Below are 23531 nucleotides of genomic sequence, written 5' to 3'. Positions count from 1 at the left end.
AAGGCACGCCGTCCGTGGACGAAGTTCGAGCGATGCTCGCTGCGGACCCGACGCTCAAATGCGTTGTCTGCTACGCGCGCATCTCGTTCGACGGGCGCGTCAAGGACGCCCACGGCATTGAGGACCAGCACCGCGAGATGGGCGAGCATGCCCGCGCGTTCAAGTGGTTGGTGGTCTACCGGTACACCGACAACGACAAGAGCGCGAGCAAGGAGAGCGTCGTCCGCGACGACTTCGAGCAGCTCATAAGCGATCTGAAGGCCGGCCACACACCCGAGGGCTACCCCATCCATGGCGTGATGGCCGTGAACGATGACCGCCTCTACCGTCGACCGAGCGACTGGGAGCGGTACCTGAAGGCGTTCACGGCACACGAAGGCCGCGTCTACCACGACTCGAACGGCATGCAGGACCTCTACGCCAAGGGGTTCGAGATCAAGGGCCTCGTCGGCGTGGCCATGTCGCTCAGCGAGACGAGGAAGAAGCAGCGCCGCTCACGCAACAGTCACCGCAACCGCGCGATTCGCGGTCTGGCCGTCTCCGCGTGGCGACCGTTCGGCTGGGAGGACGACAAGATCACCCTTCGCCCGCAGGAGGCGGACGCCGTCCGCCAGGCCGTCAAGGACGTGATCGCGGGGGCGTCCATCTCCGAGATCACCCAGCAGTGGAAGGCTGCCGACTTCATCACGAGCCGGGGCAACCCCTTCCAGTACCAGACCGTCAAGCAGGTACTGATGAACCCGCGACTCTGCGGCTAGCGGGAAATCGAGGGTGAGCTTGTCCGCGACGGGGAGGACAAGCCGGTGGTCGGCACGTGGGAGGCGATCGTCACTCCCAAGGACTGGTACGCCGTGACCACGGTCATCCGCGAGCGGGGACGAGGGGCCGGCGTACCGACGGGCGGTCTGGTCCACAAGTACCTGCTGACCGGCATCCTCCGGTGCGGCAACGTGTCGGAGGACGGGACCGTCTGCAACAACAAGATGATCGGCATCAAGGCGAACGACTGGTTGAAGTACAAGCACGCCTACATGTGCAAGAAGACCGTCGACGGAGGCTGCAACAAGACGTACAAGCGAGGCGACGAGACCGACCGTTTCGTGGTGGACGTGGTCATCGCCAAGCTGGAGAAGGACGCGGCCAGCAGGTCACGCGACGTACCCGACTGGGACAAGGCCGAAGCTCTGGAACGTGCCCTGCGCAGCCGCAAGGAGCTGGAGCGGCGGTGGCACGACGACGAGGACACCGACATCGACGACGAGGCGTTCTTCCAGAACCTTCCGGTGATCGAGCGCCGCATCAAGGAGTTGCGGACCGACCAGGCAAAGCACGAGGCGTTGAAGGCGGAGGCCGAGGCGGCAGAGGGCGACATCGCCGCGTCGTTCCAGGGCAAGACGCTGACGCAGAAGCGCAAGGCCATAAAGGATGCGCTCGTAGCCGTTGTGGCCGTCCCCGGCGGCAAGGGGAACAAGGCGTTCGACTACGAGCTGCTCAAGCCTGTGTGGCGTACTTCCGAGTGAGGCGGATGCCCAGCACAGCATTTGAACCGGGCCGTGCTTTGAAGGTGCCCAGGCCGCCGGCGCGGTTCCGTTCCGCGGCCCGGCCCCAGATGCGAGGTGCCTGTGACGCGCGCGTCACCACCACTGGGTGTCATCGCGCCCGGCCGCGGCGTGGGCCAGCGATCCCGGCAGAAAAGCAGTCGTCCTGCACTTGGTCCCTCTGATTACGATCAGGATGTGACCACGTTGTTCCTTACAATCGGCCTGCCCGGGGCCGGTAAGACCACAAGGGCTCGGCAACTCGCCGAGGAGCACAGGGCCCTGCGGCTGACGCCCGATGAGTGGATGATTCCGCTGTTCGGCGAGCCGGAGGCGGATGGGAAGCGCGACGTGCTGGAAGGGCGGCTGCTCTGGCTCGGTCTTGAGGCGCTGAGACTTGGAACCAACGTGGTCCTGGATTTCGGATGCTGGTCCCGTGACGAGAGGTCCGCGATCCGCTGGTTGGTGGAGTCTGTAGGGGCAGTCTGCCAGCTTGTATACGTGCCGGTGGACCATGAGACCCAACGTGCTCGAATCACCCATCGCCAGTCGGCCACCCCGGATCAGACCTTCCCGATGAGCGAAGCGGACCTCGTGCACTGGAGGACGCTCTTCGAGGAGCCCGACGCCGCCGAACTCGGTGGGCACGAGATCGGAGGTCCGCCTCCTGGATGGTCGGGATGGCTGGAGTGGGCTGCCGATCGGTGGCCGTCGCTCGCCTGAACCCAACCTTGGCGCGGCCCAACGCCGGGAGCGCCAGCCTTGGGCGCACTCGGGGATTCGGCCACGAAGTCGTGCCAGGCGTGCCGAGCCGAAGGATCCGCCGGACAGGCCCTAATGAGCTCGTACGCGGTAGGCGCCAACGAAACGGTCTTTAGCCGGTTCCTCACGCCTTCGCGTAAGTCGGATGCCCAGCACCGTGCCGATGCTCTTGAGCTGGGCGTCACTCAGCGGCGGGGCCTCGTCCACGCACTTCCGGATCCAACGTTCCCTGGCCTCGTCCGCCCGGGAACGAACCGGCTTCTCGACGACCGTGATCACTGCCAGGGGTTCCCTTCTGTCTTGAGGCGTTCGGCATGGGCGAGGTCGTGGCGGACCTGGTTGGCGAGGAGTTCCTCGCCTGGGCGGTAGCCGGAGGCGAGGTAGGCCCAGGAGGACTCGGTGACGAGGGTGGTGTTCTCGTCGGGGGCGGGGTGGCTGGCGCGGGAACGGGCCGCATCGGCATGGGCGGTACGCCAGGCGCGGCGTACGTCGCGGAGAGCGCCGAGGGTGGTGGAGTAAGCGCGGGACTTGGTGGAGAAGTGGCCACGGAAGCCGAGCATGTGGGCCCACTTCCAGAGCTTGAGGTCTGCGAATTCCGACAGGTGGCCGAGGGCCCAGGCGGTGCGGATCATCTGCCTGACGTGCTGCTGCACGGGGAGGTCGCGCAGGGGTTCGGCCTGTCCGGTGCCGTCGCAGTCTGCGCACAGGTCGCGGAAGCCGTCCGGTCCGTTGGTGTATCCGCGTCCGGAGCAGGGGCGGCAGACAAGGGTGCGGTCAACCGTGCCGGAGCCCTCGGCGCTCTTGGTGGCGTACTTGGCGACGTAGGCCGCAACCTTCTGGTCAGTGAGCTCGCCGTCTCCCAGGGCTTTGATCTCACGGACGTCGATGCGGTCGCCCCAGGCGATCACCCGTTCTCCCACGGCGTCCGACTCGATGGTGAGCTGAGCGCGTCGGGCAGCGGCGCTTACGGCGTGGTCCAGGGCGTCAAGGGTGGCCCAGGAAGGGGGCGCGGTGGTGTGCCCCTCGGGGCCGTCGAGGCGGATCACAGCGTGGAAGTGAACCAGGCCGCGCTTCTGGTACTCGGCGACCTTGGCGAAGGAAACACGCAGAGCTGCTTTCAACGCCTTCTGTGTGACGCAGAGTTGGGCGGCAAGTTCGCGGCGGAGGTAGATGGTGAAGCGTGCCCAGAGGGCCCCGGCGTGGGCGTTCCAGAGCACGGCGCCGGTGTAGTCGTACGAGGCTGGGGCGAGCGGCGTGCCCAGGGCGGGGTCATCCTCGGCGTGACGTCGGCCGCACCGGCAGTCCACGGGCTTGCCCGCGTTGGTGGTGGGGCGGTTGTGGACCGGGCCGAAGGAGGGAGCGGTGAGCGTGACGAAGACGCGGGGATGGGTGCGGACGTCTTCCGCGACGGTCTTGCCGCCGGAGAGTCCCGCCTTGATCAGGTGGTACGTGTCTGCGGCATAGACGCGGGAGCAGGCCGGGCAGCGGGAGGCACGACGGTTGCCGCAGGTGGTGAGGAGACGTCCGGTGGGTTCGTCGGCGGTGGAGTAGGCACGGACCACGGTGCGGGTGGCGGCGTCAAGGGTGGCGGTGTGGCCGACGAGGTTGACCGGGCGGGTGCAGCTGCGGACGTTGCGGACCTGCTCCGTCACGCGGTCGAAGTCGTCGAGGTGGGCCAGCTCGATCAGGTCCCGCAGGGCGGGGCTGACGACGTGGCGCAGGTCCAGGGGGCGCTTCATGGGGCGGGTTCTCCCTTCGTGCTGGGCTGGGGCCCCGAGCAGGCCGACGGATGCGCGGGCTGCTCGGGGCATGGCGGACCGAGCCCCTTGGGGGCCGGGTGCGGGAGGGGAGCCGGAAGGCCGGCGGGAAGGTCAGGCCGTCAAGGCCGAGTGCAGGGCGGTGGCCATGGGCAGGCCGACGCCGAGCCGCGCCTTGAGCTGAGCGGTGGTGATGGGCTCGCCGTGCTGGACGCGGTGGGCGTCCGCGATCGAGCGCGCTTCGTTCAGCAGCGGCTCGGGCACCTTGACCGCAGGCACCAGGGCCGGGGCGGGCACGGGCGGGGCCGTCACGGGTGCGGGCTCGGGCACGGGGGCCGGATCGGCAGGGGCCGGGATGGCGGCAGGCTCGTCTTCCTCAGCTGGGACGACCGGCGCGGGAACGGGCCGGGGTTCCGGTCTCGGCTCCGTGACGACGGGGACGGGCGCGGGGGTGCCGATGGCGTGGAAGGCCCGAAGGAGCTGGGGGCCGACGGCTCCCCAGCCGAGGAGGAGCAGTGGGGCCACGGCGTCCACGGCAGCGCGGCCGTAGTGGCCGGCGGCCAGGGGCTCGGCAATATTGAGGGCCAGGGTCAGCAGACCGGAGAAGTGCATCAGCCGGGTAGCGGCCTTCATCTGCTCTGGCGGGACACCGCGCAGCGAGAGGTAGCGCAGGGCCACCAGGAGTCCGACCACGGACAGGTCCACCATCGGAGCGATCAGCGGCGCGATGGGCTCCGGGATGCCGAGCCGCAGGGCGAGGGCCCAAACGTTACCGAAGGAGAAGACGCAGGCCAGAACAGCAATTACGCCCATGACCACGGTCACGGTGCGCGGGGTGATCCGGTCCTCAGACATAGGGGGTTCACCTCCCTAACGATGCGTCGTTGGCGAGCGAGCGCGGGGTCAGGCAGCGAGCGGCACGCCGTCGCCGTCGTCCGTGTCGTCGTCCTTGGTCAGGTCGATTCCGGCCAGGAGCTGCGCAGTGAGCAGGTCTGCGGGGTCGGCCGTGAGGTGGGCGGTCTCGGCCGCAATGCGGGACGCGTCCTCCTCGTCGACGTACGGGGTACGCAGGCGGGTGAAGCCCGCCTTGCCAGGGCTGTTCATGACCACGACGCCGACATAGGCGGGGTCCTGCAACGTCGTCGGATTGGCGTCGGGCCAATCGCGGATGTCGTCCCCGAGGGCGACCACAGCCGCGTCAGCGGTCTTCTGCGCGAAGGACATGCCGACCGGGCACACGTCCCGGATGGACGTGGGGATGGCATCGCCCGTGGGCTTCTGCGTGATGAGGATGATAAGGATGCCGACGCTGCACCCCTTCCTGACCAGCTCTTCCACGAGCCGGGTGTTCTCGGCCGCAGGGCAGCGAGGCGCTTGGACTCCTTATCGGATCCCTTGTGGTCGCGGAAGTAGGTGTGCAGGGGCAAAGCCTGCCCGAGTTGCCGGGCCAGCGTACGGCCCCCTGAACATGCCCGACCCCAGACCGGGCAGGCCACCGGCCAAAGCCGCTCCAGCCGGACGCGATGTCACGTGCACCACCCATCACCTCACCAGGACAACCAGGCTGGCCGAACCGCACGGCCCGCATCCCTCTCCAACTCGACAGTTCAAGAGCGGGGGTTGGAATCGGCCCCTCTCAGGGCACGACGACCACCCCGGTACCATCCGCACCGGGGTCCTGATCAGGGATTCCGCGACCGGACCACCCCGGATGCTGTCCAGGCGAGGGGTGGTCCGGTCTTTCGTTGTTGTGCTCTCCCAGCCCCGAGCGGAACGGCCAGCGCAGAGCTCAGGGCAATCAGCTCAGGGCTTTGCCCACCTCGTAGATGGTCGGCCGGTCCTCCGGCGCCGGGCTGAGCATGGCTTCGACCAGGCCGCCGAGCTCGCCGGGTACCCGCGCGGCCTGGCGCTTTCCATCGACGATGGCTTGTCGCTGCACGGGGCGCGGCGCGTCGTCCGGGTATTCGACCACCCGCCAGCCCGTGGCCGAGATCAGCAACGAGGCTCCCAGGGCGTAGATGTCAGCAGGCTGTGTCGCTTCGGCCACGCCGGTGGCGAGGACACTGCGCGCGATCTCCGGCGCCTCGTAGTGGACGAGGCACCCCCGGAACGGGAAGTCATACCCGGCGGGCACGTGGCCACCACGGGCCAAGGCGAGGTCGATGAGGTGCGTCTGCTCTGGCCCTACGATGAAGTGGGCTGGCTGTACGTCTCCGTGCGCCCAGCCCTTGGCGTGCAGCTCCGCCAGGGCTTCCACGCATCCGAGGGCGACGCTCGCGCGTGGTTCGAGCGACGCGCCTTGCTCGCGGCACGGCTCCCACACCCGGTACAGGTCGGCCCCCTCGCGCCACGGCTGGATGTTCCACGTCCCGTGCTCCCACTCGCCGTAGGCGATCTCTGCGGAGCCCAGGCGGTAAAGAACAGCGCCTTCGCGTGCGGGGGCGAGCGCCGTCCAGGGCTGGGCCGGCCATTCGGACGTCGCCTCGATCGGGTACCCGAGTTTCACCGCGTACCGCCCCCGGTGACTCTCCACGTCCCAGACCATCGAGCCGCGACGGTTGAGGACGAGACGCTGAGCGGTGGGCATGAGCGCGTCGAGCACGACGACCGGCAGTTCAGGGGGTGGGCCGGACAAGACTCTCTCCTTCGTTCCAGACGGGTGCGGCCGACCCCGCGCAGAGGCCGGCCGCGTCCTTGACGCCGAGGGCTACGCCTGACCGTAGGGCCGGCCGCAGTCGGAGTCGCACTGCGCCAGGTTCTCCCCGTCCACGGTCCACAGGTCGTCGAAGACCATGAACCCGCTGGCCTTCATGGCCTGGGCCGACGCGGCAACCATCTTCGGGTCACGCGGTCCCCCGCCGGGCCTCGGGTTGTGGTGGAGGAAGCGGCCCGCGTGCTTCTCGCAGAGCTCGGCGTACTCCTTGGTGTGCAGGATCAGAGCGTGCAGGCCAAGGTCCACGTCATCGGACGGGACCATCGGAACGGCCGCCGTCGCCACGGTGACCAGGAAGGCCACGGCCTGGTCGGCGATCCGCTCGGCACGCTCGGGCGTCTGCCCGTTGTGAACGGCCACGAAGTGGGCGAGGCTCTCGAACAGCTCCTCACCGACCACCCCACGGCCGGTCCTCTGGTCATTCACCGTTGCCGTCATGCGTACGTCCTCCTTGGATTGAAGAAGTGCGTGGGCAGTGCCTCCATCCCGGCCGCCGATCTCAGCTCGAAGAACGCCGGGGGAGTTTGGTGGCCCGCCCTGAACGGGGACGAGGGAGCCGCGGATTCGGCCAACCCGCCCAAGACGGACCGGTCTAGGTGCCGGTCCCGATCGCGGCCCCGATCACCAATCCGCACGAAGCGCTGATGCTGATGATGAAGAGGACACCGGCGTACCGGCCGATGACGCGCATCACAGGCCGACCCGGCTGTTGTTGTTCTTCACGGCCAGGCGCGCGCTCAGTTCCTCCCGCGCCTTGGGTGCCACCACGTCACCGGGCATGGCGTCCCACTCGGTGCCACCGCTCACCGGTCGTATCTGAACGCGGCCACCGATCTCGGCCATGACGAGGCCGATGCATCCGGTCTTCTGGTCCTTGGCCAGTTCGCCGATTCCGGGTCTGGTCTGCTGATTGCTCGCCATGGACACGAGCATGCTGCCGTTCATGAGGACGTCGGAACCTCCGCCAAACACCACTTCGGGACGTCCCGCGTCGGGTAAAACGTCCCTAGTGCCGTCCCCGAATGATGGGAGAGATTGGGATGCCGAACGAGAGGCTACGTGCTGCCATGGCGGCCGGCGGCTGGACGTACACCGCCCTCGCGGACAAGGTCGAAGTCGACCCCAAGTCCGTCGAACGATGGGTCAATTTGGGGCGTACGCCGCGCCGTGCTACGGCCATGTTGGTAGCGGAAACGCTAGGAGAAGACGTGCACGCTCTATGGCCAGCGCTCCGGCAGGCACGCCCTGCCCGCGCCGTCAGTCCGGAACTTGTGGCTCTCTACGACCAGCGGGCGGACGTCCCCGTGTCCACCTTCGTCGACATGCTGACGCAGGCCCGCGAGCACATCGACGTGTTGGTGTATGCGGCCGTCTTCCTGCACGAGGCGTACCCGCGGCTCAATGACGTGCTGCGAGAGCGAGCGGCCGAGGGGTGCGCGGTCCGCATCGCGGTCGGCGACCCGGAGAGCACGAATGTCCAAGAGCGCGGCAGGGAAGAGAGGTTCGGCCACGGAATCGAGTCCCGTTGCCGTCTCGCCCTCATGCACTATCGCCCCCTTGCCGGAGTACCCGGCATCGAGGTGCGCACCCATGCCACCACGCTCTACAACTCGATCTATCGTGCGGATGACCAGGCGATGGTCAATGCCCATGTCTGGGGCGTGAACGCCTACGCTGCGCCTGTGTGGCACCTTCGGCGCAGCGGAGAGGGCGGCATGTTCGACACATACGCTGGCAGCTTCGACGCGGTGTGGGAGACCGCGACGCCGGTAAGGGAAGAGTGATCATGGCACGCACCGAGTACTACGACGATCCGGCGGCTCCTGAGCCGAACAGCTTGGTGGTCGCCGCGTCCGCCGTGGTGACCGACGACGAAGGGCGCATGCTCCTTCAGCGCCGACGGGATAACGACCTTTGGGCGCTCCCTGGTGGCGGCATGGAGATGACCGACTCCCTCCCAGGAACGGCCGTCCGGGAGGTGAAGGAGGAAACGGGTCTGGACGTAGAGATCACGGGGCTCGTGGGCATTTACACCGACCCTCGACACATCATCGCTTACTCGGACGGTGAGGTGCGCAGACAGTTCAACGTCTGCTTCACCGCCCGCGTGGTCGGCGGCCGACTCGCGATCTCGGACGAGTCAACGGAACTACGGTTCGTCCAGCCAGAGGAGATTGATCAACTGCCGATGCACCACACGCAGCAGCTCCGGATCCGTCATTACCTGGAACACCGTAAGCGGCCCTATCTCGGCTGATCGCGCCCGTGACACCTGCTTTAAAAGTTCGATGTCAGCCCGCTCCAGCGTCCGCCGCTCGCTGACACGAGAGCCTGAGAGAGGGCGCTGAAATGCGCTTGTCTGACGTCTGCAGCGATGTATCCAGGCTGCTGCACGGCGAGACGATAGTTCAGTGGGTTTACTCCGAAGCTCGTCCATCTTCGGCCAGCTCAGGGTTTCGCTTCTCACGGTAGACAGCGCGACAAGCGAAGCATAGGGCCACATCCTCTAGGCCGAACCCAACTGTAGACACCGGAAATACGAGCGTGCTTTCTGCACCGCAGTGACAGTCATCCACGAACCACTCGGGGCCATCATCCGGGTCCCCGAGCACACCGTATCCCCAGTTGAGAGCGGCGTTTTGCGGATCGTTGAAATCTTGCAGACAGAAGAGGCAGACTGGAACCTGACCGGGAATTAGAGAGAATTGACGACAGTCGGGACACAAAACTGTGTAATCAGAATGTAGCTTGAGTTTGCTTCTTCATGCGTTCGTCAACGACAGCTTGGAGATTGGCAAGCTGCAGCCAGTAACTGTCGACTTTGCCTATCACCCAGGTATCATCCTCATCAAGTTTTGGCACGAGCTGCTCTGTGGCGAAGGGAAGCAGAAATGCCAAAACTTTGGCTGCTTGCGACTCAAGCGCGAATGCCGATGCAGTTAGGCCATAGTGAGTGAATGCATTCCGAGTCTTCGTCAGGCTATTGATCGCATCGCGATCCTTTTTCTCAATCAGAACCTCGGCAACCTTCTCAAGGCGGTCAATTGTCGCTTCAACGGAGCAACTATCGAAGACGCTGGCACGGAATTGACTCAAGGACGCAGCCTTCGGATCCCGGTAAACGAGACTCCAATGCTCGTGAATCAGACGCGCCTTCAAGAGAATTTCTGTAGCAGCTTGCAGATGGAGTACCGCATACTTGAGAGCGCGCGCATCTGGTGGTGACGGCTTGTTCGCCAAGTGCTCGAAGACGCTGTCCAGGTAGTCAAAAGCGTTGCGCAAAGGTGTAAAATCTACGATTTGCCCGCTCGCATCGACGTCTACCGGGTTATTCAAAATTCGCACCTCCATATTTCGATGACGTCAAAGGTTCACCCACTTAATCACTCTCTAAACATCACCCCCATCAGCGCTGCCCTTTTCTTTCAAGTGCTCCTCCACCAATTTGAAGAAATGCCCGAAAGGGACAGCGCGGACTTCCGCCTGCCACCAGGTCATGGGACTAGGGTCGACCCCTCCCGTGGTGCGGAATTTGATTTTGCGCGAGTACAGAATGTAGCCGCTATCTGAACACTCCTTCAAGATGGCGTCCATACGCTTCCTCGCGTTTCGCTGCTCCGCCATAGTTTCAAGAACATCGCCCAACTCCATCCACTCCTTAAGCTCTTCTAGCAACCCAAGGACATTCTCCACTTCTTCGTCTTTTTGATTATTCTCTTCCGAATAGCTAGGAAGCAGGGATCGAGCATCAGAAATTAGATCCCACAACTCTGCCCCCGAGTTGACCATATAGAATTTTTCTTTTTTTGGATCAGGCCCACTCGGATCGATAGTGATACGGAGGGGTTTGTGAGTAAGTGTCTCTAAAACCCACGCTTCGTGGTCTGCCTTGAGTTTCAACATCCTTTCCACGGGCCAGCCATTTTCGTGGTCGTCGACTACCTTGTGATGGTTCCCGCATAGCAGAACAAGATTCGCGTGGTGATCTCTATTTCCGGTGAAAGGTACATTGCCTCTCGGTCCGCCAGGTGACTGCGGGTGGATATGGGCCATTTCTCCAATGACGGAATGGTCATCCGCCTCAACCTCTCGCGAAACCACGAGTGTCGTTCTGCAGATAGCGCAGCAACCGCCACTGCGAGCCCAAAGGATCTTCATAGATTTCTCTGAAATCGCCACAGTCAGATCATATCTGGGACCTGCGTTGTTGGTTGGGCCTTCAGCAGAGTCGCAAGGTCGGCAGAGCAGCTTTGGGCTGGAGCTGCTCTGGGGCGAGTGATCACGGCCCCGTACGCTGATGGCGAGTCAGGCAGTCGGTGGACCTGCCTGTAGAGCACGGCTTTGGGGCCATGACCTTAAAAGCTCGCCCCAAAGTGGCTGCCTAAGCCGTGGAGCCGACCGCCCCAGCCACAGTGGGTTTCCCCACCCTGGTGCTCGCTCCAGCCGCGCGACGTAGCCGGGGAGCGCGCGGTGAGCGGAACGAGCCGCCTTGAACCTGCAGAGAAAGTTGTAACTCTCAGCCAGGCTGGGCCGGAGGTGCTGCGTACGCTGCGAGCCGGTGCCACCCTGTTCAGAGCTGACGGCAACGACGGCACACAGAGGCTGCTGATCACGACCACCAGCGATTAGCCGGGAGTAAGGCGCAGCCCCCGCCCGACGGCCTGCCCGATCCTACGGATCAGAAGGTTGCAGATTCGAATCCTGCCGAGTGCGCACCGATTCTGAGACGGACAGCGTCCCCCGGAAGGTATGCCGGGGGACGCTGAGACGACAGAAGATCAGTCCGCAATCGGCAGATACAGCCGGTTGCCCTGCGCCGCGAACTCGGCGGACTTGGCGAGCATTCCGGCAGCTACCTCATCTTCGCTGGTCACAGCCCCATCAGGGCCGAACTGCTCGGTGATGCTTCTGCTGATCTTCATCGAGCAGAACTTCGGGCCGCACATCGAGCAGAAGTGCGCCGTCTTCGCCGGCTCGGCCGGCAGCGTCTCGTCATGGAACTCCCGCGCCGTGACCGGGTCCAGGGACAGGTTGAACTGGTCCTCCCAGCGGAATTCGAACCGCGCGTCGGACAGCGCGTCGTCCCACTCCTGCGCCCCCGGATGCCCCTTGGCGAGATCCGCGGCATGGGCCGCGATCTTGTACGTGATCACCCCGGTCTTCACATCGTCCCGGTCGGGCAGCCCGAGGTGCTCCTTGGGCGTCACGTAGCAGAGCATCGCCGTGCCCCACCAGGCGATCATCGCCGCGCCGATGCCCGAGGTGATGTGGTCGTACGCCGGCGCGACGTCGGTGGTCAGCGGACCGAGCGTGTAGAAGGGCGCCTCCTCGCAGATCTCCTGCTGGAGGTCGACGTTCTCCTTGATCTTGTGCATCGGGACGTGGCCCGGCCCCTCGATCATGGTCTGCACGCCGTGCCGCTTGGCGATCGTGTTCAGCTCGCCGAGCGTGCGCAGTTCGGCGAACTGCGCCTCGTCGTTGGCGTCCGCGATCGAACCGGGCCGCAGCCCGTCGCCCAGCGAGTACGTCACGTCGTAGGCCGCGAGCAGTTCGCAGAGCTCCTCGAAGTGCTCGTAGAGGAACGACTCCTTGTGGTGCGCGAGGCACCACGCCGCCATGATCGAGCCGCCGCGCGAGACGATGCCGGTCTTGCGGCGCGCGGTCAGCGGAACGTACGCCAGGCGTACGCCGGCATGGACCGTCATGTAGTCGACGCCCTGCTCGGCCTGTTCGACGACGGTGTCCTTGTAGATCTCCCAGGTCAGTTCCTCGGCCCTGCCGTCGACCTTCTCGAGGGCCTGGTAGAGGGGGACGGTGCCGATCGGCACGGGTGAGTTGCGCAGTACCCACTCACGGGTGGTGTGAATGTTGCGGCCGGTGGAAAGGTCCATGACCGTGTCGGCGCCCCAGCGCGTCGCCCACGTCATCTTCTCCACCTCCTCCTCGATGGAGGACGTCACCGCGGAGTTGCCGATGTTGGCATTGACCTTCACCAGGAACCGCTTCCCGATGATCATCGGCTCGGTCTCGGGGTGGTTGATGTTGGCCGGCAGCACGGCGCGGCCCGCCGCGATCTCCTCGCGGACCACCTCCGGCTCGACGTTCTCCCGGATGGCGACGTACTCCATCTCCGGGGTGATCTCGCCCCGCCGGGCGTACGCGAGCTGGGTGACCGCCCGCCCGTCCCGGCCGCGGCGCGGCAGCCGGGGCCGTCCGGGGAAGACCGCGTCGAGGTTGCGCAGTCCGCCTCCGCCGCGCGGCGAGGTGTGCCTGAGCCCGTCGTCCTCGGGGCGGGACGGGCGGCCCGGGTACTCCTCGGTGTCGCCGCGCGCGATGATCCAGTTCTCCCGCAGCGGTGCGAGTCCGCGACGGACGTCGGTCTCCACTGCGGGATCGGTGTACGGCCCGGACGTGTCGTACAGCGACACGTCCTCGCCGTTGGTGAGATGCACCTGACGGACCGGCACCCGGATGTCCGGGCGCGAGCCCTGGACGTATCCCTTGTGCCAGCCGATGGACTTCCCGGCCTCGTCGTTCTGGTTGGAGGCAGGCGTGCGTGCGTCCGATGTGGTCATGAGACCTACTCCCTACGCCGGCATTACCCGGTAACAGGTTCGGCGGTCGGCGCAGCCCTCCCGTACGGACGTACGGATATCAGCGCCCTCTCAGCCCGGTGCTCCGAGCTCCCGCGTGTGCAAAGGCTCCCCCACGCTAACGCCCCGTCCGACGGGATGAACAGAGGGCCCTCGTCTCCTTGCGATGATCGGCCGGTGACGTCCCTCCACAGCGTTCCCGAACAGCAGGGCCATCAGCCGGGCCATCAGCACGGTCATGCGCACAACCATGGACCCGCCGCGCCCGTCTCCCGGCATCTGCGGAAGGTCATCGCCGCCGTGCTGATCCCATTCGCCGCCGCGGTCCTCGTCGGGCTCGTGGCGCTCTGGCCGGGCGGCGCGCCTCCGCACGAGCGGACCGGCGTCGGTTTCGACCAGCAGACCCAGCGGGGCAAGGTGGTGAGAGTCGACAAGGTGAGCTGCGAGGAGGTGAACGCCGGCCGGACACCGGCCGCCGGCGAGACCACCGCGCCGGCGCCCGGCTCCGCGACCTGCGCGAAGGCCACCGTCGAGGTGGCGACCGGTCACGACCGGGGCCGGACCTTCGTGGAGATCGTCCAGCCCGACGCGCCGCGGCAGTTGCGCGAGGGTCAGGGCGTGGTCGTGGCGTACGCCCCGGACGCGCCCCGCGAGCTGCAGTACTCGGTGACCGATGTGGACCGGCGGTTCCCGATGGCGCTGCTGGCCGGGGTCTTCGCGCTGGTGGTGGTCGCGGTGGGCCGGATGCGCGGGGTGATGGCGCTGATCGCGCTCGCCGTGTCGTTCGCCGTGCTGACCCTGTTCATCCTCCCGGCCATACTCCAGGGATCGAATCCGCTGGTCGTCGCGGTGGTCGGGGCCAGTGCGATCATGCTGATCGCCCTCTACGCATGTCATGGACTCACCGCCCGCACCTCGGTCGCGGTGGTCGGCACGCTGGTCTCGCTCCTGCTGACCGGGCTGCTCGGCTCGCTGTTCATCGGCTGGGCGAGCCTGACCGGCAACACCGACGACAGCACCGGCCTCATCCACGGCCTGTATCCGCACATCGACATGAGCGGCCTGCTGCTGGCCGGTGTCATCATCGGATCGCTGGGGGTGCTCGACGACGTGACGGTCACCCAGACGTCGGCCGTCTGGGAACTGCACCAGGCCAATCCGGCGCTGGGCATGCGCGATCTCTACCGGGCGGGCATCAGGATCGGGCGCGACCACATCGCCTCGGTCGTCAACACGCTGGTGCTCGCCTACGCGGGCGCGGCGCTGCCGTTGCTGCTGCTGTTCTCGATCGCCCGGAGCAGCGTGGAGACGGTGGCCGGCAGCGAACTGGTGGCCGAGGAGATCGTGCGCACGCTGGTCGGTTCGATCGGGCTGGTCGCCTCGGTGCCGGTGACGACCGTGCTCGCCGCGCTGGTCGTCTCCGCGGACCGCACAGGGCTCGGCGCGGGAGCCGGAGCTCCAGCACCCGTACGGACCGGGAGGGGCCGCCGCCGCAGGACGAGACCATGAGCGCCGCACGACGGAGCCCGGTCGGCCGACGTCGCGGGGCGACCCCGTGCGGGGAACGGCCCGGAGGGCGGCACCGCGGGCGATGCGGCGAACAATACGGAGAGCGATTCACCCGTTCGGCGGATGTCACGTTCGACCGGCGGGCGGCCGGCCGGAGACGCGATGCCCTTCAGCCGGCGTTCTGCTCCTCGGCGAGGATCCGCCCCAGGGCCTCCTCCAGGTTCCCCTCGAAATCACCCAGTGTGCATTCCTGACCGAGCGGAACGAGCTTGTCCGTCCGGTCGAGGAAGGCGACAAGAGGCGCGGAACCCGCCCTGAAGAGGGCGCGGTCGGCACCCACCTGCAGCCGGATGTGCACATCGGAGAGCCCCTCGGGCTCCGTGGGTCCGATGTGCACGTCCCCGTCACCACTGGGGCTGTTGAGGCCGTCGAGCAGCAGCTCACGGCCGAAGGCCCACGTGACGGGGGCGTCACCGGGCAGATGGAAGGTCATCCGAATCGCATACGGATCACTCACTTCGTACCGGAGCTCCACCGGGATCCGGAAAGAGAGTTCCTCGGAGACGAGGAAGCTCATCATGACCTCAGCTTGAACCGACTCGCGCATCGTCCAACCCCGCAGTAGATGAATCTGGCCAGGAATGATCCCCCGTGGCCCTATTGACGCCATCGTGGTGCACGCGATAGCAGATCACAAGGAGTGATTTTTCAGATACTGATAGAGAACACGAACGAACGCAAGAGGTTGGCAACTTCGCCACGTAGCTGTTCGACTGCGGGGAGCAATCGATGTTCCTGTTCCAGGGGTACCGAAATCGCCATGGCGGCGGTGGTGAAGCCGGCGGTGATCGGGATGGCCGCGCAGACCGTTCCCAGCGCGTACTCCTGTCGTTCGACGACAGGTTCCGTTCGTTCCAGCGACCTCAGCCGCTCCAGGAACGCCGCGCGGTCCTTCACCGAATAGCGGGTCAGCGGCCGAACCGGATAACGGTCCAGATGGTCCTCGCGGGCCTTCTCGTCCAGCCTGCTCAGCAGACACTGGCCGATCGCGTGGGCGTGCCCGGCCTCACGGAAGGAGGACCAGTCCCCCACGGCGGGAGTGGTGGGGTGGTCGGCGACGGCGACGAGTTCGATCTCGCCGTCGCGGTAGACGGCGCAGTACACGGGTGCGCCGATGGTGTCGCGCCAGCGGTTCAGCGACTCCGCCATCCTGCTGCGGCGGTTCTGCGGCGGACCGTCCGAGATCAGGCGACGGGCGGCGCCGCCGAGGCGGAACACCCCGTTCTCGCGGCGCAGATAACCCTCGTGGGTCAGGGTGCGCAGCAGGTGGTAGGCCGTGGGGAGGGGCAGGCCCGCCTCCCTGGCCAGTTGCTTCGCGGGCGCTCCGTCCCGGTGCGCGCCCGCCGCCTCCAGCAGCCTCAGCGCCCGCTGCACCGAACCGATCAACGTCGGGGCTGCGGTGCTCGATACCGTGGTCAACGGTCACCCCCAGGCATGGTGACGGGCGGTCAGCCCGTCTGTGGGGGCCACCCCCACAGACCGCCGCATGACTGGGGTCCGAAGGCCGAACACCGCGCAAACCACTGGTCAAGGTGGTGACGGACAGTTAATTCCCAGGTGACGGCAGCGGAATGCCACCATATCGGCCGCATCCCCGAGGGGCCTGTTTTCATCCCTCGCTTAGCTCACCTGGGCTAATACCCTGGCTGGATTCCGATCGTCCTACCACCCTCCGCCGGAGGAGGACATGAACTTGCGTACGACGAAGATCAGGCCGCCGACCAGGATCACGAAGACCAGGATCTTGAAGAGCAGGCCGATCACGAATCCGAGCACGCTGGCGATCAGCCCGCCGAACACGACGATCGCGATGACCGGAACCGCGATCCACTTCACCCACCAGGGCAACCCAGCGAATATCTCCCGCACGGCCATCGTCCTCGCCTCGCCTCCGTGAGCAGCTGTTCCGACACTTCGATGCTAGAGGGGCGGGGGCGGCGCGACGGGGCTCCGCACCCCTTGCCGTCCCCTGATCGACCCCCTAGGGATCCCTGATACCGGAACCCGTAGTTCCGCGGCGTCCGGCGGTCCGCCCCGGCCCCGCCCACCGGGGGCCGGAGCCCGGCCTTCTCCGGCGGGGACGCTCAGCTCTCCGGCGGGGAGAAGACGACCATGACCCGCAGGTCCTCGGTGATGTGGTGGAACTTGTGGGGCGCCCCGGCGGGCACGTACACCACGCTCCCCCGGCCCACCTGCGTGGTCTCCGTGCCGACCGTGATCGAGGCGCGCCCGCTGACCACGAAGTAGACCTCGTCCTCCCGGTGCGGCTGCTGCGGGTCGAGGTCGCCGGCGTTCAGCGCGTACAGGCCGACGGACATGTTCCGTTCCTTCACGAACTGGAGGTAGGCGCCGTCGTTGGCGGCGCGCTCCGCCTCCAGTTCGTCCAGTCTGAATGCCTTCATCCGGTCCGCCCCTTGTTTTCCGTTCCCGCCGGTGTTCGCCACCGATCGCGTCTGCCACGATCAGACACATGAAGAATTTCGTAGTCAAGACGATCGCCAACGCAGGTGCGCTGGCCGTGGCCATATGGCTGCTCCAGGACATCACGCTGGAAGGCGGCAGCACCGGGCGCAAGGCGCTCACGCTGATCCTGGTCGCCCTGATCTTCGGCGTGGTGAACTTCGTGGTGAAGCCGGTCGTGCAGCTGCTCACCCTGCCGCTCTTCTTCCTCACCCTGGGGCTGATCACCCTGGTGGTCAACGCCGTCATGCTGCTGCTGACCTCCTGGCTGGCCGGTCTGTTCGACCTGAGCTTCCACGTCAGCGGCTTCTGGACCGCCGTGCTCGGCGGCCTGATCGTCTCGATCGTGTCGTGGGCGCTGAACATGGTGCTGCCCGACGAGGACTGACCGGCCCGACGCGCCCGCGGCGACGCCGCGCGACTGGATGCGACGGGCCGCGACACGATGTACTCGGGCGATGCGCCGACGCGGCGAGGCGCCGTGCCGGAGCGCGGGCCGGTAGAGCCATTCCGGCCACGACGCCGGGGCCGGGAGCGACGAGGAGCGGCATGAGCACCATCGGTGACGGAAGCAGAGCGGTACGGGCCGGGCTGCCCGAACCCGTGCAGTTCGAGCCCACCCTGCCCGGGCCGGTCTTCGCCGCGCACTTCCACCTCTCCGGCGAGCCCGTCGGCCCGTACACCTACGGCCGGGACGCCAATCCGACCTGGACCCACCTGGAGCGCGCCATCGGCGAGCTGGAGGCGCCGGGAGAGCCGGTCGAGACCGTCGTCCTCTCCTCCGGCATGGCGGCGATCTCGGCCGTGCTGCTGTCCCGGGCCCGCACCGGCGATGTCGTGGTGCTGCCCGACGACGGGTACCAGGCACTGCCGCTGGTACGGGAGCAGCTGGAGGCGTACGGCGTCGAGGTGCGGACCGCGCCGACCGCCGGCGACGCCCAGCTCCGCGTCCTGGAGGGCGCCTCGCTGCTGTGGATCGAGACCCCGTCCAACCCCGGGCTCGACGTGTGCGACGTGCGGCGGCTCGTCGGCGCCGCGCACGCGGCGGGCGCGCTGGTGGCCGTCGACAACACCCTCGCCACGCCGCTCGGACAGCGTCCGCTGGAACTGGGGGCCGACTTCTCGGTGGCCAGCGACACCAAGGGCATGACCGGTCACGGTGACATCCTGCTCGGCCATGTGACCTGCCGCGACCCCCGGCTGGCCGCGGGGGTGCGGCGCTGGCGCAAGGTCGTCGGCGCGATCCCCGGGCCGATGGAGGCGTGGCTCGCGCACCGCTCCCTCGCCACGCTGGAGCTGCGGATCGACCGGCAGTGCGCCAACGCGCTGGCCCTGGCCGAGGCGTTGGCCGAGCGCCGGGAGGTGACCGGGCTGCGGTATCCGGGGCTGCCGACCGACCCCTCGTATCCGAAGGCCGTGCGGCAGATGCGGCGCTTCGGTTCCGTGGTGTCGTTCGTGCTGCCCGACCGGGGGCGGGCCGAGCGGTTCCTGGCCGGGCTGCGGCTGGTCGACGACGCCACGAGCTTCGGCGGCGTGCGCTCCACCGCCGAGCGGCGGGCACGCTGGGGCGGCGACGCCGTACCGGAAGGCTTCATCCGCCTCTCGGCCGGCGCCGAGAACGCGGCCGATCTGGTGGCCGACGTGGAGCGGGCGCTGGACGAGGCGCTGGGCGCGGACTGACCGGCGCGGAGCCCGGAACGGCGACGATGCCGGCGGCCCGAGCCTCCCCCCTCGTGGCTCGGACCGCCCCGGTTCCCTGAACGAAGAACCTTCCCTCCAAGGCTAGTTGACTGCCCGTCAGTGTCCAATCACCGAAGCGGCGGCGACCTATCGACATATTTATAGTTGTACGGGTCCGAAGTGTCGCGGCGGTGAGGGGGACAGGACATGGACCTGTCCCTGCTGCGCACCTTCGTCACGGTGCACCGGGCCGGTTCCTTCACCCGGGCCGCCGCGCTGCTCGGGCTGTCCCAGCCCGCGGTGACCTCGCAGATCCGCACGCTGGAACGGCAGCTGGGCCGCCCGCTCTTTCTGCGCGGGGCCCGGGGCGTGACGCCGACGACCACGGGCGACGAGCTCGCGCACCGGGCGGCGCCCCACCTGGACGCGCTGGTCGAGATCGCCGAGTCCGAACTCGACGAGGAGTCCGGGGTGCGGACCCTGCATCTGGCCGGGCCGCCCGAGTTCACGTCGATGCGGGCCCTGCCCGCGCTCGCCCCGCTCGTCGCCCGGGGCCTGAGCCTGCGCAGTTCGTTCTTCCCCGGCTCCGAGGAGACTCTGGAGGGGCTCGCCGCCGGGCACCACGATCTGGTCATCGCGACATCCCGCCCGCGGGGCGGGCTGCTCACGGCCACGCCGCTGTGCGACGAGGAACACGTGCTGATCGCCGCGCCGCACTGGGCCGGACGCCCGGGACCGGGCGCTCCGGCGCACGGGAGCCTCTCGATGCTGGAACAGATGCCGGTCGTGGAGGTGCACGAGAGCCTGCCGCTGGTCTCCCGCTACTGGTCCGCGGTGTTCGGGGCCCGGCCCGCCGCGACGGGGACCCTCATCGCCCCGGACCTCCGGGCCGTCCTGGAGTGCGCTGCGGCGGGCGCCGGGCTCGCGGTGCTGCCGCGTTACCTCTGCGAGGGGGCGCTGGAACGGGGTGAGGTCGTCGCGCTCCTCGACCCTCCGGTGCCACCGCTGCGCACCTACTTCCTGGCCGTGCGAACCGGCACGCTGGCACTGCCGCACATCACGCGGGCACACGAGTGGCTGCTGCGCGCCGCCGCCGACTGGTGAGGGCGGACGGGGTTCACGGAAGGCCCGGACGACGGCCGCGCCGGCGCCGTTCGTGCCGGTCGGAGGCCGTCGGGTGCCGCCCAGGTGTTTCAGAACCGGTTTCCTGGGCCACGCTCTTGCCATGACCGAACGTCCTGTGGTCAAGCGCACCGCACGCGCCATCCTGCTCGACGGCGACGACCTCGTCCTCATCAAGCGCACCAAGCCCGGGGTGGATCCGTACTGGCTCACTCCGGGCGGCGGGGTCGAGGCCGAGGACGCCACCGTGGTCGACGCCCTGCACCGCGAGATGGACGAGGAACTGGGCGCCGAGATCACCGATGTGGTCCCCTGCTTCGTCGACACCGTCGAGCACATCGAGGGCGGCGGCGTGAAGGGCGTCAAGGTCCAGCACTTCTTCGTCTGCCGACTGGTGTCGATGGACCTGTCCCGGCGCCACGGTCCCGAGGTCGACGCCCCCACCGGGGAGTACGAGGTCGTCAGGGTGCCGTTCAGCCGGATGGGAATCGCGGCCGTGCATCTCGTGCCGCTGTCGCTGCGCCACTACCTGGACGGCAACATCGAGGGCGTGCGGGCGATGCACGCGCCCGACCTGGGCTGACCCGGGATCGGGAGGCCGGGCGGCCGAATGTCCGGGCCGCGGGGCCCGGAACCGCGGCGGCCGGGGACCGCCGCCGTCAGCCGCCAGCCGCCAGTCGTCAGCCGTCAGCCGTCAGCCGTCAGCCGTCAGCCGTCAGCCGTCAGCCGTCAGCCGTCAGCCGTCAGCCGTCAGCCGTCAGCCGGGAACGATGGCGGCCAGGTCCTCGACGGAGTCGTGCCAGATGCGCTCGGCCGGCATGCCGATGCCTCTGAGCGCGTCCACACTGCTGCGGATCATGCCGGGCGGGCCCGAGAGATAGGCGTCGTACTCGTGCCACGGGCCGCACTCGCGCACGGCCTCCGAGAGCAGCCCCCGCATGCTGCCCTCCCGCTCCGACCGGCCGACGGAGAGCACCGGACGTACCGCGAGCCAGGGAAAGGTCTTCTGGAGGCGCAGCATCGTGTCGATGTCGTACAGGTCCTGATCGCTGCGGGCCCCGTAGAAGACCTCCACCGGGCGTCGGTCGCCGTGCTCTGCGACGTCCTCGACGAGCGCCTTGATCGGCGCTATGCCCGTGCCTCCGCCCAGGCAGAGCAGGCCGTTGTGGGTGGAGTGATCGACCGTCATCGAACCGGTGGGCGGGCCCAGCCGCACGATGTCGCCGGGCCGGGCGCGGTGCACCAGGGCATTGGAGACCCATCCGGCCGGAACCGCCTTGATGTGGAAGATGAGCAGTCCGTCGCGGCGGGGCGCCGACGCGAAGGAGTAGTGCCGCCAGATCCGGGGCCACCAGGGCGTCTCCATCGCCGCGTACTGGCCCGCGACGAAGGGGTAGAGCTGATCGGTGCGGACGGTGATGACGGCTATGTCACGCGTTCTCAGCTCGTGCGAGACGACCTCGGCGTGCCACCAGGGCGGGGACCACTGCTCGGCCTCGGCGGCCGCGTCGATCATGATCTGCGATATCGCGGTGTAGGCCCGCACCCACGCAGCCTCGGCCTCCGCGTCCCAGACACCGGCCGCATAACGGCTCAGCGCGCCGAGCAGCGCCTCGCCCACCGCGGGGTAGTGCGTGGCCAGCGTGCCGTATTTGCGATGGCCCCGGCCCAGTTCGCCGAGAAGCTCGGTCAGCGCGTCGGGATCGTCGATCCGGTCGGCCGCGGCGAGGATTGCGCGAAACAGGCGGTCGCGCTGCATGTCCATCGCGACCGGGAACAGGGAACGCAGGTCGGGACGCCGAGTGAAGAGCAGGGCGTAGAAGTACGAGGTCGCCTGGTCCGCGACGGGCGACACCTCGTTCAGCGTGCGGTGGATCAGAATCGCGTCGGGCGATCTGTCCGTGTCGTCCTCGGTCCACCTGGTGGCCGGAGCATCCATACTGTGCCTCGCCTTGAGCGTCCTCTGTCCGCCTCGAACCCGGACGTTCCGCAGACGACCTGCGGGTCCGACCGGGCCCTGCTTGTGCTCGACGGCCGGTCACCGCCCGCGTTTCCCCGCCGACGTGCCATGCCGTGACCACAGACCGCCATGTACGACGGACCCGACACATGGCGGAGGGTCTTCGAATCCGAATCAGCCGTCCCGTTACGCTCCTTTGCCCCCTGCACGGGCCACGAACCCTTGCACGGGCCGTGACCCTCTCGTGTCCTACGCCGAGGCTAGTACGCGGCTCGCTCCCACCGGGGGACGCCCGGCTGTTCCGTCCTGGGTGCCGTGTTTCACGTGAAACCACTCGGTCGGCCGGATCGCCGCGAACACCTCGTCGCCGGCCCCGGGCATCGGGGCCCCAGAGGTCCGGCGGAACGACCCGGCACGCCTCACCGCTGATCCGTGCGGCCGTCGTGGGTAAAGGAGTGGACGGGACGTCACCCAGTCGGACAGCCTGGCCATCATGCCCACCCCGCCGTCTCGTCCACCCGCCGCCCCGCCCGTCCGGCGGCTCACCCCGGGCGACCTGATCGCCTGCGCCGATCTCTGCGAGGACCGCGGCTGGCCGCGCGACGAGCATCGCTGGGGACTGCTTCTCGCCGCGGGAACCGGATACGGCATCGACGACCCCGACGGCGGAGGTCTGATCGCCACATGCGTGGTGACCTCCTACGGCCCGCGACTGGCCGCCGTCGGGATGCTGCTCGTCGCCGGACGCCATGCGCGGCAGGGGCTGGGCCGGTATCTGATGCGCCAAGTGATCGACGGGCTGGGCCGGACGCCCCTCAGCCTGTACGCGACGCCCGCGGGGCGTCCGCTCTACGAACAGCTCGGCTTCGAGGCCGTGGGTCACACCGAACGGCTCGCCGGCCTCTTCCGACCGACGGGCGACGAAGGGTGCACGGCGGACATCCGCCCGGCCACCGCAGAGGACCTGCGCGCTCTCGTCCGGCTCGACGCGGATGTCTTCGGCTGCGACCGGACACATGTCCTCGCCCGGCTGCCCGCCTACGCCGATCATCTCCGGGTCGCGGAGGCCGACGGCAGGATCGTGGGCTACGCGGCGGCCTGGCCGAGTGACGGCGCCCAGGCGATCGGCCCGCTGATCGCGCCCGACAGCCGTACCGCAGGGGCCCTGGTCGCCTCCCTCGCAAAGGCGACGGAGCTGCCGTTGCGCGCGGACATCGACGCCCGCCACACGGAACTGCTCGCCCGGCTGCGGAAGTGCGGTCTGCGGACCGTCTCCGGGACCACGGTGATGGCGTACGGCGTCTCGGAACTGCCGGGCGACTGGACCCGCCGCTATGCCCCGCTGACCGTGGCGATGGGCTGATTCCCCGCTCTTCC

25 protein-coding genes are annotated in these 23531 nt (G+C 67.8%); 11 read left to right on the top strand and 14 right to left on the bottom strand.

Annotated features, from left to right (window positions below; genetic code table 11):
• Positions 1-14 precede the first annotated feature (14 nt).
• The 3 genes from WA762_RS02205 (at position 15) to WA762_RS02195 (ending at position 2261) form a co-directional block, all read left to right on the top strand.
• Positions 15-758, top strand: a complete 744-nt coding sequence (locus tag WA762_RS02205; protein ID WP_335932434.1) for a recombinase family protein — start codon at positions 15-17, stop codon at positions 756-758.
• 45 nt (positions 759-803) lie between these two features.
• Positions 804-1520, top strand: coding sequence for a recombinase zinc ribbon domain-containing protein (locus tag WA762_RS02200; protein ID WP_335932432.1), 717 nt, complete (start codon positions 804-806; stop codon positions 1518-1520).
• 216 nt (positions 1521-1736) lie between these two features.
• Positions 1737-2261: a P-loop nucleotide/nucleoside kinase family protein gene (locus WA762_RS02195; RefSeq protein ID WP_335932430.1), complete on the top strand. Its 525-nt coding sequence runs from the start codon at positions 1737-1739 to the stop codon at positions 2259-2261.
• A gap of 314 nt (positions 2262-2575) precedes the next feature.
• Here the strand turns inward: WA762_RS02195 and WA762_RS02190 are convergent, their stop codons facing one another.
• From WA762_RS02190 to WA762_RS02165, 6 genes are all read right to left on the bottom strand, one after another.
• Positions 2576-4039 carry a replication initiator gene (locus tag WA762_RS02190; RefSeq protein ID WP_335932428.1) on the bottom strand — a complete coding sequence of 488 codons (1464 nt, stop codon included), beginning with the start codon at positions 4037-4039 and terminating at the stop codon, positions 2576-2578.
• Positions 4040-4171: 132 nt separating this feature from the next.
• Entirely contained in the window at positions 4172-4912 is a 741-nt protein-coding gene (locus tag WA762_RS02185) for a DUF2637 domain-containing protein (protein ID WP_335932426.1), read from the bottom strand.
• A gap of 48 nt (positions 4913-4960) precedes the next feature.
• Entirely contained in the window at positions 4961-5395 is a 435-nt protein-coding gene (locus WA762_RS02180) for a hypothetical protein (RefSeq protein WP_335932424.1), read from the bottom strand.
• 460 nt (positions 5396-5855) lie between these two features.
• Positions 5856-6692 (bottom strand): protein kinase family protein, encoded by an 837-nt coding sequence (locus WA762_RS02175; RefSeq protein ID WP_335932422.1) that lies wholly within the window; start codon positions 6690-6692, stop codon positions 5856-5858.
• A gap of 72 nt (positions 6693-6764) precedes the next feature.
• On the bottom strand, positions 6765-7208 hold the full coding sequence (locus WA762_RS02170) for a glycine-rich domain-containing protein (RefSeq protein WP_335932420.1): 444 nt from the start codon (positions 7206-7208) through the stop codon (positions 6765-6767).
• Positions 7209-7460: 252 nt separating this feature from the next.
• The gene (locus WA762_RS02165; RefSeq protein WP_335932681.1) at positions 7461-7703 is read right to left on the bottom strand and encodes a hypothetical protein; all 243 of its coding nucleotides are present in this window, start codon (positions 7701-7703) and stop codon (positions 7461-7463) included.
• 107 nt (positions 7704-7810) lie between these two features.
• Between WA762_RS02165 and WA762_RS02160 the strand changes: the two genes are divergently transcribed.
• Both WA762_RS02160 and WA762_RS02155 read left to right on the top strand, forming a co-directional pair.
• On the top strand, positions 7811-8554 hold the full coding sequence (locus WA762_RS02160; protein WP_335932418.1) for a helix-turn-helix domain-containing protein: 744 nt from the start codon (positions 7811-7813) through the stop codon (positions 8552-8554).
• 2 nt (positions 8555-8556) lie between these two features.
• Positions 8557-9027, top strand: coding sequence for an NUDIX domain-containing protein (locus WA762_RS02155; protein ID WP_335932416.1), 471 nt, complete (start codon positions 8557-8559; stop codon positions 9025-9027).
• Positions 9028-9506: 479 nt separating this feature from the next.
• Here WA762_RS02155 and WA762_RS02150 read toward each other — a convergent pair whose 3' ends face one another.
• The 3 genes from WA762_RS02150 to thiC form a co-directional block, all read right to left on the bottom strand.
• Positions 9507-10121, bottom strand: coding sequence for a hypothetical protein (locus WA762_RS02150; RefSeq protein ID WP_335932414.1), 615 nt, complete (start codon positions 10119-10121; stop codon positions 9507-9509).
• Between the two features lie 39 nt (positions 10122-10160).
• Positions 10161-10949 (bottom strand): HNH endonuclease, encoded by a 789-nt coding sequence (locus WA762_RS02145; RefSeq protein WP_335932412.1) that lies wholly within the window; start codon positions 10947-10949, stop codon positions 10161-10163.
• Between the two features lie 599 nt (positions 10950-11548).
• Positions 11549-13345, bottom strand: coding sequence for a phosphomethylpyrimidine synthase ThiC (gene thiC / locus WA762_RS02140; RefSeq protein ID WP_335932410.1), 1797 nt, complete (start codon positions 13343-13345; stop codon positions 11549-11551).
• 156 nt (positions 13346-13501) lie between these two features.
• Between thiC and WA762_RS02135 the strand changes: the two genes are divergently transcribed.
• The gene (locus WA762_RS02135) at positions 13502-14872 is read left to right on the top strand and encodes a YibE/F family protein (protein WP_443080494.1); all 1371 of its coding nucleotides are present in this window, start codon (positions 13502-13504) and stop codon (positions 14870-14872) included.
• A 169-nt stretch (positions 14873-15041) separates the two neighbouring features.
• On the opposite strand, the gene WA762_RS02130 is transcribed toward WA762_RS02135, so the two are convergent.
• The 4 genes from WA762_RS02130 to WA762_RS02115 all read right to left on the bottom strand — a co-directional run bounded on the left by WA762_RS02130 (position 15042) and on the right by WA762_RS02115 (position 17334).
• Positions 15042-15479, bottom strand: coding sequence for an SsgA family sporulation/cell division regulator (locus WA762_RS02130; protein WP_335932406.1), 438 nt, complete (start codon positions 15477-15479; stop codon positions 15042-15044).
• A 101-nt stretch (positions 15480-15580) separates the two neighbouring features.
• On the bottom strand, positions 15581-16351 hold the full coding sequence (locus tag WA762_RS02125) for an IclR family transcriptional regulator (protein WP_335932404.1): 771 nt from the start codon (positions 16349-16351) through the stop codon (positions 15581-15583).
• A gap of 243 nt (positions 16352-16594) precedes the next feature.
• Positions 16595-16801, bottom strand: a complete 207-nt coding sequence (locus WA762_RS02120; RefSeq protein ID WP_335932402.1) for a DUF5326 family protein — start codon at positions 16799-16801, stop codon at positions 16595-16597.
• Positions 16802-17016: 215 nt separating this feature from the next.
• Entirely contained in the window at positions 17017-17334 is a 318-nt protein-coding gene (locus WA762_RS02115) for a cupin domain-containing protein (RefSeq protein WP_335932400.1), read from the bottom strand.
• A gap of 68 nt (positions 17335-17402) precedes the next feature.
• On the opposite strand from WA762_RS02115, the gene WA762_RS02110 reads away from it, so the two are divergent.
• The 4 genes from WA762_RS02110 to WA762_RS02095 all read left to right on the top strand — a co-directional run bounded on the left by WA762_RS02110 (position 17403) and on the right by WA762_RS02095 (position 20777).
• Complete coding sequence (locus tag WA762_RS02110; RefSeq protein ID WP_335932398.1) at positions 17403-17780, top strand: phage holin family protein; 378 nt, start codon at positions 17403-17405, stop codon at positions 17778-17780.
• Between the two features lie 161 nt (positions 17781-17941).
• Positions 17942-19072: a cystathionine gamma-lyase gene (locus WA762_RS02105; RefSeq protein ID WP_335932396.1), complete on the top strand. Its 1131-nt coding sequence runs from the start codon at positions 17942-17944 to the stop codon at positions 19070-19072.
• Positions 19073-19279: 207 nt separating this feature from the next.
• Positions 19280-20176, top strand: a complete 897-nt coding sequence (locus WA762_RS02100) for a LysR family transcriptional regulator (RefSeq protein WP_335932394.1) — start codon at positions 19280-19282, stop codon at positions 20174-20176.
• Positions 20177-20297: 121 nt separating this feature from the next.
• Entirely contained in the window at positions 20298-20777 is a 480-nt protein-coding gene (locus WA762_RS02095) for an NUDIX hydrolase (RefSeq protein ID WP_335932392.1), read from the top strand.
• Positions 20778-20951: 174 nt separating this feature from the next.
• Here WA762_RS02095 and WA762_RS02090 read toward each other — a convergent pair whose 3' ends face one another.
• Positions 20952-22187, bottom strand: coding sequence for a globin domain-containing protein (locus WA762_RS02090; RefSeq protein ID WP_443080501.1), 1236 nt, complete (start codon positions 22185-22187; stop codon positions 20952-20954).
• A gap of 460 nt (positions 22188-22647) precedes the next feature.
• Here WA762_RS02090 and WA762_RS02085 point away from each other — a divergent pair, with 460 nt between their 5' ends.
• The gene (locus WA762_RS02085; RefSeq protein WP_335932388.1) at positions 22648-23517 is read left to right on the top strand and encodes a GNAT family N-acetyltransferase; all 870 of its coding nucleotides are present in this window, start codon (positions 22648-22650) and stop codon (positions 23515-23517) included.
• Positions 23518-23531: the final 14 nt, after the last annotated feature.

Origin of the sequence: Streptomyces tyrfis, assembly GCF_037034285.1 — a bacterium.
GTDB lineage: Bacteria > Actinomycetota > Actinomycetes > Streptomycetales > Streptomycetaceae > Streptomyces.
The sequence above is the reverse complement of the archived record's forward strand: the minus strand, read 5'-3'. Positions and strand labels throughout refer to the sequence as shown.

Excerpts from the sequence above, each read along its gene's own strand:
- WA762_RS02185 (WP_335932426.1), bottom strand. The coding sequence starts at position 4,912 with ATGTCTGAGGACCGGATCACCCCGCGCACCGTGACCGTGGTCATGGGC.
- WA762_RS02165 (WP_335932681.1), bottom strand. The coding sequence starts at position 7,703 with ATGCTCGTGTCCATGGCGAGCAATCAGCAGACCAGACCCGGAATCGGC.
- WA762_RS02160 (WP_335932418.1), top strand. The coding sequence starts at position 7,811 with ATGCCGAACGAGAGGCTACGTGCTGCCATGGCGGCCGGCGGCTGGACG.
- WA762_RS02085 (WP_335932388.1), top strand. The coding sequence starts at position 22,648 with ATGCCCACCCCGCCGTCTCGTCCACCCGCCGCCCCGCCCGTCCGGCGG.
- WA762_RS02115 (WP_335932400.1), bottom strand. The coding sequence starts at position 17,334 with ATGAAGGCATTCAGACTGGACGAACTGGAGGCGGAGCGCGCCGCCAAC.
- WA762_RS02170 (WP_335932420.1), bottom strand. The coding sequence starts at position 7,208 with ATGACGGCAACGGTGAATGACCAGAGGACCGGCCGTGGGGTGGTCGGT.
- WA762_RS02190 (WP_335932428.1), bottom strand. The coding sequence starts at position 4,039 with ATGAAGCGCCCCCTGGACCTGCGCCACGTCGTCAGCCCCGCCCTGCGG.
- WA762_RS02105 (WP_335932396.1), top strand. The coding sequence starts at position 17,942 with ATGAGCACCATCGGTGACGGAAGCAGAGCGGTACGGGCCGGGCTGCCC.
- WA762_RS02095 (WP_335932392.1), top strand. The coding sequence starts at position 20,298 with ATGACCGAACGTCCTGTGGTCAAGCGCACCGCACGCGCCATCCTGCTC.
- WA762_RS02150 (WP_335932414.1), bottom strand. The coding sequence starts at position 10,121 with ATGGAGGTGCGAATTTTGAATAACCCGGTAGACGTCGATGCGAGCGGG.
- WA762_RS02110 (WP_335932398.1), top strand. The coding sequence starts at position 17,403 with ATGAAGAATTTCGTAGTCAAGACGATCGCCAACGCAGGTGCGCTGGCC.
- WA762_RS02100 (WP_335932394.1), top strand. The coding sequence starts at position 19,280 with ATGGACCTGTCCCTGCTGCGCACCTTCGTCACGGTGCACCGGGCCGGT.
- WA762_RS02130 (WP_335932406.1), bottom strand. The coding sequence starts at position 15,479 with ATGCGCGAGTCGGTTCAAGCTGAGGTCATGATGAGCTTCCTCGTCTCC.
- WA762_RS02155 (WP_335932416.1), top strand. The coding sequence starts at position 8,557 with ATGGCACGCACCGAGTACTACGACGATCCGGCGGCTCCTGAGCCGAAC.
- WA762_RS02135 (WP_443080494.1), top strand. The coding sequence starts at position 13,502 with ATGAACAGAGGGCCCTCGTCTCCTTGCGATGATCGGCCGGTGACGTCC.
- thiC (WP_335932410.1), bottom strand. The coding sequence starts at position 13,345 with ATGACCACATCGGACGCACGCACGCCTGCCTCCAACCAGAACGACGAG.